13 protein-coding genes are annotated in these 12,345 nt (G+C 57.8%); 8 read left to right on the forward strand and 5 right to left on the reverse strand.

Going from position 1 to position 12,345, the window contains the following annotated elements:
- The first annotated feature begins 207 nt into the window (after positions 1–207).
- From rplU to AC0V61_RS13000, 4 genes are all read left to right on the forward strand, one after another.
- On the forward strand, positions 208–672 hold the full coding sequence (gene rplU, locus AC0V61_RS12985; protein ID WP_486158183.1) for a 50S ribosomal protein L21: 465 nt from the start codon (positions 208–210) through the stop codon (positions 670–672).
- A gap of 12 nt (positions 673–684) precedes the next feature.
- Complete coding sequence (gene rpmA / locus AC0V61_RS12990; RefSeq protein WP_486158185.1) at positions 685–954, forward strand: 50S ribosomal protein L27; 270 nt, start codon at positions 685–687, stop codon at positions 952–954.
- A 247-nt stretch (positions 955–1,201) separates the two neighbouring features.
- Positions 1,202–1,729: a GNAT family N-acetyltransferase gene (locus AC0V61_RS12995; RefSeq protein ID WP_486158187.1), complete on the forward strand. Its 528-nt coding sequence runs from the start codon at positions 1,202–1,204 to the stop codon at positions 1,727–1,729.
- A 57-nt stretch (positions 1,730–1,786) separates the two neighbouring features.
- On the forward strand, positions 1,787–2,395 hold the full coding sequence (locus AC0V61_RS13000) for a TetR/AcrR family transcriptional regulator (protein WP_486158189.1): 609 nt from the start codon (positions 1,787–1,789) through the stop codon (positions 2,393–2,395).
- Here AC0V61_RS13000 and ygfZ read toward each other — a convergent pair.
- Together ygfZ and AC0V61_RS13010 are read right to left on the reverse strand one after the other, a co-directional pair.
- Entirely contained in the window at positions 2,385–3,110 is a 726-nt protein-coding gene (ygfZ, locus tag AC0V61_RS13005) for a CAF17-like 4Fe-4S cluster assembly/insertion protein YgfZ (RefSeq protein ID WP_486158191.1), read from the reverse strand. The two genes, AC0V61_RS13000 and ygfZ, sit on opposite strands and share 11 nt — an antisense overlap.
- Entirely contained in the window at positions 3,107–3,994 is an 888-nt protein-coding gene (locus tag AC0V61_RS13010) for an ATP-grasp domain-containing protein (RefSeq protein WP_486158193.1), read from the reverse strand. Before AC0V61_RS13010 ends, ygfZ begins: the two co-directional genes overlap by 4 nt.
- A 68-nt stretch (positions 3,995–4,062) precedes the next feature.
- Here AC0V61_RS13010 and pyrC point away from each other — a divergent pair, with 68 nt between their 5' ends.
- Positions 4,063–5,100, forward strand: a complete 1,038-nt coding sequence (pyrC, locus tag AC0V61_RS13015; RefSeq protein ID WP_486158195.1) for a dihydroorotase — start codon at positions 4,063–4,065, stop codon at positions 5,098–5,100.
- A 27-nt stretch (positions 5,101–5,127) separates the two neighbouring features.
- Here pyrC and rarD read toward each other — a convergent pair whose 3' ends face one another.
- Positions 5,128–6,039, reverse strand: coding sequence for an EamA family transporter RarD (gene rarD, locus AC0V61_RS13020; RefSeq protein WP_486158197.1), 912 nt, complete (start codon positions 6,037–6,039; stop codon positions 5,128–5,130).
- Positions 6,040–6,504: 465 nt separating this feature from the next.
- Here rarD and AC0V61_RS13025 point away from each other — a divergent pair, with 465 nt between their 5' ends.
- Positions 6,505–7,245, forward strand: coding sequence for a hypothetical protein (locus AC0V61_RS13025; RefSeq protein ID WP_486158199.1), 741 nt, complete (start codon positions 6,505–6,507; stop codon positions 7,243–7,245).
- Positions 7,246–7,255: 10 nt separating this feature from the next.
- On the opposite strand, the gene astD is transcribed toward AC0V61_RS13025, so the two are convergent.
- Together astD and AC0V61_RS13035 are read right to left on the reverse strand one after the other, a co-directional pair.
- Entirely contained in the window at positions 7,256–8,674 is a 1,419-nt protein-coding gene (astD, locus tag AC0V61_RS13030; protein ID WP_486158201.1) for a succinylglutamate-semialdehyde dehydrogenase, read from the reverse strand.
- A 109-nt stretch (positions 8,675–8,783) separates the two neighbouring features.
- Complete coding sequence (locus AC0V61_RS13035) at positions 8,784–10,235, reverse strand: protein adenylyltransferase SelO family protein (protein ID WP_486158203.1); 1,452 nt, start codon at positions 10,233–10,235, stop codon at positions 8,784–8,786.
- Positions 10,236–10,304: 69 nt separating this feature from the next.
- Here AC0V61_RS13035 and AC0V61_RS13040 point away from each other — a divergent pair, with 69 nt between their 5' ends.
- Positions 10,305–11,168, forward strand: coding sequence for an alpha/beta fold hydrolase (locus AC0V61_RS13040; RefSeq protein WP_486158204.1), 864 nt, complete (start codon positions 10,305–10,307; stop codon positions 11,166–11,168).
- 16 nt (positions 11,169–11,184) lie between these two features.
- Complete coding sequence (locus tag AC0V61_RS13045) at positions 11,185–12,312, forward strand: glycosyltransferase (RefSeq protein WP_486158206.1); 1,128 nt, start codon at positions 11,185–11,187, stop codon at positions 12,310–12,312.
- Positions 12,313–12,345: the final 33 nt, after the last annotated feature.

Genomic DNA, 12,345 nt, shown 5'->3' on the forward strand with positions numbered 1-12,345 from the left:
GCTCAAACAAATATGCGGCGGGCCCGGTCGATCTTGCAGATTCTCGCGAAACTGACGTTGACTCAAATGCCCCTTTCCCTTAACGGCACGCTTCCTTCAAGCGCGGCTTTTGTGAGTGGCGCTTCCCCAAACATGCGTTTGGGTGGTCTGAAAGGTGCAAGACCCTTGCACTGTCTTAGACAACCAAAGAATTGAGAGTATTTAGCCATGTTCGCTATCGTGCGCACTGGCGGCAAGCAGTACCGGGTTGCCGCTGGAGATAAGATTGCCGTTGAAAAGCTCGCCGGAGAAGCCGGTGACACCATCACTTTGGGCGACGTTCTGCTCGCTGGCGAAGGCGATTCAATCGCTGACGCATCAAAAGTGAGCGTCTCGGCTGAGATCATTGCTCAGGCCAAGAGCGAAAAGACGATCGTTTTCAAAAAGCGTCGTCGTCACAACTATCGCCGTAAAGCAGGTCACCGTCAGCAAATGACGCTCCTGCGCATCACTGACGTGGGTGAAGGCGCGAAGAAAGCTCCTGCTAAGAAAGCAGCCGCTCCCAAAAAGGAAGCAGCGCCCAAAGCAGAAACCGAAACGAAAGCAGCGGCTGCTAAAAAGCCAGCTGCGAAAAAGCCAGCTGCCAAAAAGGCACCGGCTAAAAAAGCGGCTCCTAAGGCCGAAGATAAGTAAGGATCAGGACCCATGGCACATAAGAAAGCAGGCGGTTCATCACGTAACGGTCGCGATTCAGTCGGTCGCCGCCTTGGTGTGAAGAAATTCGGCAGCGAAGCTGTCGTTGCTGGTAACATCATCGTGCGTCAGCGCGGAACCAAGTTCTATCCGGGTGACAATGTGGGCATGGGTAAAGACCATACCCTATTTGCGCTCGAGCATGGCGTGGTCCGCTTCCACACCGGCAAGCAATCGCGCAAATATGTCTCAGTCGACATTATGGCGGAAGCAGCCGAATAAACGGACGATTTCAAAAGGATCGTCCACCCGAAAGGGAACTGGGACGGTCCTAGCCGATAACAAATCGGCACTTTAGAGGGAGAAGGGCCACCCCAGCTTAGGGGAGCCTCGCTCCCTCTTGTCGTTTCTCCCTCGCATTTGGTCGGAAATTTGGTTTCCGATGCAAAGAAATTGTCATGGACGCGGCGTAGATGCGCGGACGTGGCGAGAGAGGAAACGAGACGTGTTCCATCGCAGTGAAAGATTATTGCTAAGACCTATCTGGCCCGAAGATTGGCAAGCCGTCTATGGCGGCATCGCGGATGAGGGCGTGGTTCGCAATCTAGCCCGTGCACCGTGGCCATACTCTAAGCAAGACGCGCGCGAGTTTGCTGCGCGTGTGCCCGCTCCTACTGAGCCGCGTTTTCTTATTACCACTGCTCGCAACGCCCAAGTCATCGGGTGCATTGGCCTCGATGCACATGATCCAGAATACCCCGGCGCGGTCGAGATAGGCTATTGGATCGCTCGCCAGCATTGGGGGAAGGGCTATGCCACCGAGGCAGGACGGGCAGCGCTCAATATCGCGCGGGCGCTTGGCTATCCCCGTGTGTTCGGATCGCATTTTCTGGATAATCCTGCATCGGGCGCGGTTCTTATGAAACTCGGCTTTGAACCCACAGGCCGCGTGATTGAGCGCCATTCTTGTGGTCGGGGCGAAGCGGCGATGACGGCAGAATATAGGATTGAGCTGTTCGCGCAGCAGGCCCCAAGCGGGGATAGCAAAGCTGCTTGAATTGGAAGCTCCCGCTCGTCTTGAGCGGGCGGGAGAATTCCCCTACGACGCCGACCAATGACTGTTCGCAAAAGACTAAGCCCCGAAGAATCGCGCAAATCTGCCCTTGAGGCGGCGCGCGCTTTGCTAATCGAAACCGGTCCCCAATCGGTGACGCTCAAGGCAGTCGCTGGCCGCATTGGCCGTACGCATGCCAACTTGCTGCATCACTTCGGCTCAGCGTCCGGCTTGCAGAAGGCATTGGCGGAGCATTTGGCTAAGACCGTTTGTGAGACCATCATCGAGGCCGTACGGGCAAACCGCGCAGGGCTTGGGTCGGCCCGCGAAGTGGTGGATCTGGCATTCGATGCATTCGACCGCGAGGGGGCGGGCGCTTTGACCAGCTGGATGCTGCTGACAGGCAATGAAGATGCGCTCGACCCGATTATTGGGACGATCCACGTGCTGGTCGATGAGATCGCGCCTGAAGAGGCAGAGACGCACGAGGATCCGCTTCATGTGCATAAGGATACGCTGAGCTTGGTGCTGCTCGCTTTGGGCGATGCGCTGATCGGGGCGGCTTTGGCCAAGTCTTTGGGCCTACCACGCCACGCAGCGCGCAATCGGGCGGCGCGCAATCTCGAGGCCTCAATGGCTGTGCATTACGGCGAAAAAATCACTCGCTAATCCCGGCGGCTTGCCATTCGGGAAGGGTAGCCGGGTCCAAATCAGCGACACGCAGGTGATCCACCGCAAGGCCAAGGTGGGGGTATGCTGCGCGTTGACGCTTCTCTTGCGAGGCCTCCAAAGGCACCACTACAAGCCGCCGGTTGACCTTTTGCCGCCAGTTCATACGCGCGGTGTTTTCCTGCCCAATATAGCAGCCTTTTTCGAAGCTTACGCCCGAAAGCTCAACCGCGTTGGTCTCTAGCCAGAGGATATCACCAAGCTCGCCTTGGCCTTCAGCAACGCCAAACGAGAGGCGGTGGGCGAGGTATGCGTCATCCGCCGATGCGCCCTTAGTCTCACCCAGCCAGCGGTATCCCAATTCGGCCAAGCGCGGGTCGCCGCCAGCGCCTTCGACGGCCTCACGTGCCCAGTGCACCCCTAGGGTCTCATCGCGTGCAATCGTGATTTTGCGGCGCAGGCGGTAAAGCGAGAGGCGCTTCACAAGGTCATCTGCGACGACCTCTTCACAATCCAGAAGAAGATCATCGCCGTCGGCCCAAACGAAAAAATCGAACATCGCCTTGCCCTGTGCCGACAACAAGGCGGCATAGACCGGCAGATCACCGCTCACATCATTGGTGACGAGCCCTTGCAGAAAAGCGCGCACGTCCTCGCCCGGTTCATCGGCATGCATGCGGATGATTGCTCGGTTGTTGAGATGGGTGGCGGTCATAATTCCAGTTCTTTCGCGATGGCATGGGCAAGGTTCTCACCCATTTGCGGCCCTTGTTCGGGATAGAGATAGGGTTCGATGAGCTCCGCTTCCATAACCATCAGCGCGCCGTCATCCCCTTCGAGCATATCTATCCGCGCATACAGCGGGGCTGCGAAGGGCAGGGCGTCGATGATCGCACGGGCTTGCGCCTGTTCCTCAGTTGTCGGCTGATAGGTCACCTCTGTCCCGCCATAGAGCGATTGGATGCGGTATTCGCCCGATTGCGGCAGCTTGCGCACGCAGTGGCTGTAGGTGCCGCCAAAGAAGAGGAAGCTCAGCTCTCCGGTATCTGCAATTGAAGGAAGGAAGGGTTGTACCATGGCTTTGTGTGTGAAGCGCCAGTCGTCGGGAATTGCGCCGCGCTCAAGCAATTCTTGCCCTTCTGCACCCCCGCCAATCTGGCGTTTGACCACCAATTTATCGCAGACGAACTTGTCCATCGCTGCCGCTGCATCATCGGCGTTCATCTGATCGAGCCACAGCGTTGGAATGGTCGAGGCCCCGCGCTCTGCAAGGGCGCTGAGATAGGTCTTGCGGATGTTCCAGCGCACGATTTCCGGCGAATTGCACACGGTTATCCCAGTGGCTTTGAGCGTCTCAAGCTTGCTCAGGAACGCCTCAACCTTATCCCAATAGTTCCATGAAGAACCGACCATAACGAGGTCCACGCCCTCAAATGCCTCCAACGGCGCTTCCCAGTCGATCACTTTGAGCGACCAACCGCGCGCTTCAAAAGCGGGCGCAATCGCCTCAATCATTAAGTCATGCTCAAAGGCATCTTCGCGCCGCGCGTCGGCACCGGGAAGAGTTGTTTCGCAGGCGAGAAAACCGATTGTCGTCATAGCGCCTTCCTCTAGGCCGGTGAATGAAGGGTGGAAACCCCCGCAATGCCCGGTTATGCGCTGCCCTCATGACAGAGCAGCTTACGATCCGCCGCCCCGATGATTGGCACCTGCATTTTCGCGATGGAGATGTAATGCGCGGCGTTGTCCCATACACAGCGCGCCAATTTGGCCGCGCGATTGTTATGCCAAACCTCACGCCGCCTGTGACCACCGCAAAGATGGCGGCGGGCTACCGCGAGCGGATCATGGCCGCCGTGCCGCAAGGTGTGGAGTTCGAGCCGCTGATGGTGTGTTATCTTACCGATGATACCGATGCGGAGGATTTGGTGCAGGGCGCGCGCGACGGTGTATTCACCGCGGCCAAGCTCTACCCTGCCAATGCGACCACCAATTCCGCCCACGGCGTCACCGATGTGCGCAAGATTTACCCGGTGCTCCAGCGGATGAGCGATGAGGGCATAGTCTTTTGCATCCATGGCGAGGTGACCAGCCCCGATATCGACGTGTTCGATCGTGAAGCTGAATTTATTGAGCGCTATCTGAGGGATATCGTTGCAACCTTTCCTGACCTCAAAATTGTATTTGAGCATATCACGACGAGCGATGCGGTCGATTTTGTGCTGGAGTGCGGGTCCAATGTGGGCGCGACCATCACACCGCAGCACCTCCATATCAATCGCAACGCCATGCTGGTGGGCGGCATTCAACCGCACAATTACTGTCTCCCCGTGGCTAAGCGCGAGACCCACCGTCTGGCGCTGCGCAGGGCGGCAACCTCGGGCAATCCCAAGTTCTTCCTCGGCACAGACTCAGCGCCGCATTTCAAGCACGACAAAGAAAGCTCATGCGGTTGTGCCGGGATTTTCGGCGCGCCGTATGCGCTTGAAAGTTATCTCACCGTGTTCGACGATGAGGGCGCTCTGGACAAATTCGAAGGTTTTGCCTCGCTCAACGGTCCTGCGTTCTACGGCCTGCCAGTGCACGATGAGACGGTGACGTTAGAGCGCGTGCCTGTCGAGGTGCCCGAAGAATTGGCGCTGGCGGGTTCGACCATTGTGCCCTGGCATGGGGGCCAAACCATCGGCTGGAAGTTTGTGGGTTAAGCGCGCTGTATCAAGCGGCGACCATCACTAAACCCGGATCATTGGTGCCCTTCGGCTTCTCCACCAAAGGTCTGCGACAAAGATGACAATCGCAGTCCAGATCGCGAGGAAACTTGCAAGCTGCACCATGCGCAGCTGCTGACCAAAGACAAACAGGCCCAGCAAGAACACGATTGTGGGGGCAAGATACTGGATAAAGCCAAGCGTCGAATAGGGCATGCGCCGCGCAGCTATCGCGAAAAGCAATAACGGCACCGCTGTCACCACGCCTGAGAACACCATGAGCAGGCTAAGCTCAGTGGTTTTGCCAAAGGTCGACCCCTCGGGGCTCACCGCATAGTAGAGCACCACCAGGATCGCGGCTGGGATCAGGATCATTGTCTCAATCGTGAGACCGGGAAGCGCGCCCACATCAACCTGTTTTCGAACAATACCATAAAGGCCAAAGCTCAGCGCCAGGCTGAGGCTGATCCACAGCGAAGTGAGGGCGCCGGCTGACAAAATGGCAACCGCAGTGGCGGCGATCGCGACGGCGAGCCATTGCAGTTTGCTAAGACGCTCTCCCAAAAGAAGCGTGCCCAAAAGGACATTCAACAGCGGATTGAGATAATAGCCAAGACTGGTCGCATAGACCTGATTTTCCATGATCGCCCAGATGTATATGAACCAATTTGCGCCGATGAGCGCGGCACTGGCAAACAGCGCGAGCATGGTTTTGAGCGATCCTAAAGCGCGCTTAATCTCGCCGAACTGGCGGCGAAACGCGACGATGATCAGGCACAAAGGCAGCGTCCAGATGATGCGCCAACCCACAAATTCAAACGGCGGAACGCTTGAGACAAGCAGGATGTAGAGCGGCAGAAACCCCCAGATGGTATAGGCCGCAAGCGCTGCGGGCAGGCCCGAGGGCTGTTTATCGGGGGAGGCGTTATCGTTCATCTGACTTGCGCCCTTAGGCGTGGGTGCAGTCCCGCGCAAGGCGGGGCGCGAGGCGGGGCGCGAGGCGGGAGGCGGGAGGCGAGCCGGGGCGCAAGGCGGGTCGCAAGGTTGGGCGTATTGGGGATGCGTAAGACGTGTTGTCAGAAAAGTGCTCGTTTAGATGAACGCGCGCCAACAATGGACTCCCAATCTGTTCAGATAGGACGCTCTATACATGAACGCACATTGAGAGGCGCGTGTTCCCCTTCTTTTCTCGTCTCTCCTCCTCCTTGGGCCAATCCACCACCGGCCCGGGCGCGGCGCCACCAGCCGTGGAAGACGCCTTCATATCCTTTACCGGGTATGAGGGCGTTTTCATGTGTGGGCCGGTCTTTGGGGACCTACTTAAGGTAAACTCCTGTATCAGGGCCCTTATTCAGGAATATACTTAGCGAAAATTAACCATTTGGCTGGAAAAAGGGGAGCATGACGAACAACATCAATCTTGGACCGATCTTTTGCGCCGTTCCTTTTCTCGCCTTGAGTGTGCTCACCGCCTGCAGCGAGAGTGGAGGAAATCAGCCCTTTGAGAGCGCCGCCTTGGCGCAGGACCCCATCATGGCACGGGCCTTGGGTGATCCTTTGATGACCGATCCAGACTTGGCATCGCGCAATCAGTCAAATGCAGTGATCGCGTTTCACGACAGCCATCCCCTGCCACCGATGAGCGCAAATGAAGAGGCGTCGGCACGGGCGCGCGAGGCGGGACGATTGGAGCTTCTAAATGGCGGGCAGGTTGAGACTTTGCCCATGCCGCTTGAGGATGAAGCGGCTGTATCTCTTGGCTCTTTTTCCAATGCAGCCGACATGATCGAGGCGGTCGGCAGCCGCACAGACTGTCTCGAAAGCATGGATGGGAGCCTTTTGTGGTCCACCCAAATGCCGGCAACATCTGCAATTATGCCGCATGGAATGGTTCAACAGGCCGCGGGCGCTGATACCGATCAATGCGTGGTGCGCGTGGTGCGCTATCATACGCCTGTGGGCGTGGACGATGCGCTTGAATATCACTTCAACAAAGCAAAGCGCGAAGGCTTTGACGTCGATCACCTGAAATCGCCCGAGGCACAGCTTCGCGGGGAATGGCGCGATGAACGTATCGCTGTGCATGCCCGCAAAGGCCCGCGCGGACTTGCCGAAGTTGATGTGATCCACTGGATCCGCTGAGAGGCGAAAGCTATTCTTTAACGCCAATCGCGATGTTTGCGCGTGGTTGTTCCATCTCAGTGCTGGCGACCGGATAGGCGCAATAATCGGCGGCGTAATAGGCAGCGGGGCGATGGTTTCCCGATAGGCCGATACCGCCAAAAGGCGCGCCCGAGGAGGCACCATTGGTGGGTCGGTTCCAATTGATGATCCCGGCGCGCGTGTTTGCCCAGAAACGTCCATAATCATCCGGCGACCCGCCAATAAGCGATGCGGAAAGGCCAAAGCGCGTGTTGTTCGCCTCGGCAATGCCAGCATCCAGATCAGGCACTCGGATCACCTGTAGCAATGGGCCAAACAGCTCAATATCGGGGCGGTCGGGAATATCGGTCGTATCGATAATCCCGGGCGTTACAAAGGGTTGCTGTGGTTTTACCCGGCGCATGGGAAGGAGCGGTTTGCCCCCGGCCGTCATAAGCGCAACGAAGCTTTCGGTGATGCCCTCGGCCGCTGCATTGTCGATCACAGGGCCCATAAAGGGTTGCGGATCAGCAAAGGGTTCATCCACCACCAGCTTGCGCGCAAGCGGGATGAGCTCTGCCATTAGCGGCTCAAACATGCTTTCGACCACAATCAACCGGCGTGCAGCGGTGCAGCGTTGGCCAGATGTGGTAAAAGCGCTTTGGATGATGAGAGCGCACGCGTCCGGGATAAGCGGCGTATCAGTGACAACGATGGGGTTATTCCCGCCCATCTCCAGTGCGACGATTTTGCCCGGATTGGTTGCCAGCTTGCGGTTGATGGCAATCCCTGCCTGAGCAGAGCCGGTGAACAGCACGCCGTCCACGCCGGGATGAGCGACCAGTTCTTTGCCCTCATCAGGCCCGCCGATCACGACCTGCACCACATCATCGGGCATGCCGCAGCGTTTCCAGCAATCCAAAAGCGCCATGGCAACGCCCGGCGTCTTTTCAGATGGCTTCAAAATCACCGTATTTCCAGCGATGAGCGCTGGGACCATGTGCCCATTGGGAAGGTGTGCAGGAAAATTATAAGGGCCAAGCACGGACATGACCCCGTGCGGTTTGTGACGCACGGCCGAAGTTCCTTGGAGCGCGCTGTCGCGTTTCTTGCGGCCGGTGCGTTCAGCGTATGCACTCACCGAGATATCGACTTTATCGACCACGGCATCGACTTCGGTGCGGGCTTCCCACAAGGGTTTGCCGGTTTCTTTCGCTATCAGAGTAGCGATGTCGTCGGCTGCGGTGCGCACTTCATTGGCGAAGCGGCGGGCAAGTTCGATGCGTTGTCCCTGGGATTTGGCAGCCCACGCAGGCCAAGCAATGCGCGAGCGGCTCACCGCTGCATCGACATTGTCGATGGGTCCGCGCCATACCTCTTCACCCGTTGCCGGAGCGTAGGAAACCAGCTCTGTGTCTGCCTCAGCCATCGCTCTTCTCTATTGTATTCCTCTTATCGAGGCCCATTGCACGGACGCCCGTTTCGAATCATGTCGTTAACGGCGCGGTTGTGCAAATAAAATGAAAACGGCCCTTTGGTTAATACGTGGCCTGTGGATTATGCCCCGCTGGGATTGGATTGTTGCCATGAGCCTCGCCCATACGCCGGATCGCAGCGACCTTGTCGTGCAACGGGGTCCAGTCATCCTTGGTCTCGATAGATGACCAAATGGCCTCCATTTCATCGATGACCATCGATTGGGGCGCATCATCCTGCCAATATTCGTGCGAGCTGTCTGTGAGGGTGTAGCCCTTGAGGAGGTCTTCCAGCTCACTGCCCAGATGCCCTGAGGTCTTATCACCAATCCCGTTCAAAGCGCGGCGAGCGTTGAAGAAGAACGCATCGGGTTGGGCTTTGCTCTCGCGCATCGCTTTTTCACACAAGGCAACGAGCTGCGCATCTTGGTCTGCGCCTTTTTGTTCCACACCCAAGCGCCAACACCATCGGCGCGCAACAGCTTCCATGTAAAGCGGGCCATAACGTTCCAGCGCTGCAATCAATGGCTCGCTTTGTGCCAGCATCCGCAAAGCCACGCCCATTTGACCGCAATTCCAGTGAAGCGCTTCGGGCTGGCGGCCAAAGGCATAAAGCCCGCCGTGGTCGAAATAGGCCGCGGTAAAGCCCGGCTCCCATTCGGGCAGCCAGCGCCATGGGCCATAGTCAAAGCTCTCACCGGTCACATTCATATTGTCGGTGTTAAGGACACCGTGGACGAAGCCTGCGACCATATAGCTTGCCGCAAGATCAGCGAGACGCTCCACCACATTGTGCATGAGGATGACGGCAGGGTTGTCCCACTCTGGCGCATCTTGGGGCACCGGCGCGCCGGGAAAATGCTCAAGACAATAGGCGATAAGCGCCTCCATCTTCTCCTTTTCCTCCATCGCATAGAGGCGTTGAAACGTGCCGATGCGGATATGCGAATGCGAAAGACGCACCATAACCGCAGAGCGTGCAGGGGAGGGCTCGTCATCGCGGTGGAGTTTTTCACCCGTTTCAATGATCGACAGCGTCTTGGAGGTGTTGGTGCCCAAGGCTTCAAGCATTTCGGTTGCAAGAATTTCGCGCACGCCGCCTTTCAACGTCAGCCGCCCATCGCCGAGCCGGGAAAAGGGGGTCGTACCTGATCCCTTGGTGCCAAGGTCCATTAGCCGCCCATCGCCTGCTCGCATTTGCGCAAACAAAAACCCGCGCCCATCCCCGATTTCCGGGTTGTAAACGCGAAATTGGTGGCCGTGGTATTTGAGCGCCAAGGGAGCGGGCAAATTGTCTTTAAGCGGTTTGAAGCGCCCGAAATGCTGGGCCCATTGGTCATCGCTAAGGCTATTCAATCCGACGCTTGCCGCTGCACGATCATTGCGAAAGCGCACCATCGTTTCGGGAAAGTCTGCCGCTTCAACCTCGCAGCCAAGCCAGTCGGCAAGTGTCTCAATGGCGGGGTCAGGGGTGTAGATCGCTGCCGAGATGGCTGCTTGCGGTTCGTCGCTCATGGCGCGATAGTGGGGGCGAAAGCGGCAGTGCGCAAGCGCTGCTTAACGAACGGGAAGCGCGCCAGAGCAATGGGCCAATCATATCAAGACAAGAATTGGACGAGCGCGGATGGCCTCTCCTTGTATTTCCGCGATTATGCAGGGCCGCAAGGGTATGATGGCCCCCCGGTGGTGTGCCTTCATGGCCTCACCCGCAATTCACGCGATTTTGCTGAACTGGCTCAGCACTTGTCAAAGACCCGCCGCGTGATCGTGCCAGAAATGCGCGGGCGCGGGCAAAGCGATTATGCGCCTGACAGCTCCACCTATAACCCGGCGCAATATGTGGCCGATGTGGAATTGCTGCTGAAGCAGGAAGAGATCGAAAAATTCATCTCGGTCGGCACATCAATGGGCGGGCTGATGACGATGATGATGGCAGCGGCCAAGCCCGGGCGCCTTGAGGCGGTGGTGATGAACGATATCGGGCCGCAGATCGAGACCGCTGGCTTAACGCGCATTGGCGGATATGTCGGGCAGGGGCGCAGCTATCCCACATGGCTCCACGCTGCGCGTTCCATGGCATCGGTGCACTCACAAGCTTTCCCAGACTACGACCTTGAAGCCTGGATCGATATGGCCAAGCGCACCATGGTGGTAAGCCAGAACGGGCGGATCAGCTATGATTATGACATGGCCATCGCAGAACCGTTTAAGCAGCCGGACAATGGCGCGCCGCCAAATTTGTGGATGGCTTATGAGGCCTTGGCGCAAGTTCCCATGCTGCTTGTCCGCGGCGAGCTTTCTGATTTGCTCTCGCCTGAAACCGTGCGCCAAATGGGCGTTCGCAACCGTGCGATGACCAGCGTGACAGTGCCGCGCGTTGGCCATGCACCGATGTTAAACGAGCCCGAGGCGCTCGAGGCCATCGACGCCTTGCTAGCCAAAGTGTGAGCTTGCGAGCAGGCCGATGACGAACAGCAAACCCAAAATCCTGCACCTGCATTCGACCTTTGCAGCTGGCGGGAAAGAAGTGCGCGCGGTGGGCCTGATGAACGCATTTGGGGATGAGATTGAGCACACCGTCGTCTCTGGACAACCAGGGCAAATGGCCGCCCGCGAGCTGATAGCAGACGGTGTCACGGCGCATTTTCCCGATGACTTTCCATCGCTCACTGGAAAGCCTACGCCGTGGCGGCTCATGACGCTTGCCAAGGCGATGAAGCCTTTCGACCTAGTGCTGACCTACAATTGGGGGGCGATGGACGGGGTTTTGGCGCATACGCTGTTTTCCAAAAGCTTAGGCCTGCCTGCGCTGATCCATCATGAAGATGGATTTAACGAGGACGAAGCACAGCGCCTTAAGAAACGCCGCAATTGGATGCGCCGTTTGGCACTTCGCCGGACCCATGCGCTGGTTGTGCCAAGCCAAACGCTTGAGAATATCGCGCTCACTGTCTGGAAACGCCCCAAGGTTCAGGTTCACCGGATTGCCAATGGGATCGATACAAAGGCTTTCGCCCGCGCGCCTGATCCATCCGCTTTGCCGATTGCCAAGGCCAAAGGCGAGGTGTGGATCGGCACGCTTGCGGGACTTCGCGCGGTAAAACAACTGCCCATGCTGGTCGAGGCTTGCGCGCCGCTTGCGGACAATTGGCGGCTCATCATCCTTGGCGAGGGACCAGAGCGCGGCGCAATTGAGGCAAGGGCACGCTCACTGGGCGTTGAGGCGCGCGTTCACCTGCCCGGCGCATTTAAGGACCCATCCTGCGTCGTGGGCTTGTTCGATATCTTTGCACTGTCCTCAAAAAGCGAGCAATTTCCTTTAAGCGTTGTGGAGGCGATGGCAGCAGGACTTCCGATTGCCGCGCCTGATGTGGGCGATGTCAAATCCATCGTATCCAACGCCAATCGGCCTTTCATTGCGCCCGCTGGAGCCGCTGAGCCGCTTACCAAAATGCTGGCGGATTTCGCCGGAAATGAGGGGCTGCGTGAGGAAATCGGGGAGGCCAACCGGCAAAAATCGCATGAACGCTTTGATAAGCGAACCATGATCGATGCCTACCACGCGCTGTATTGGGGGGCGATGCGGCTCTAGTTAAGGAGCCTAGAATGGAGCCCAGAGCAGCCT

The organism is Erythrobacter sp. JB1-4 (genome assembly GCF_057365025.1).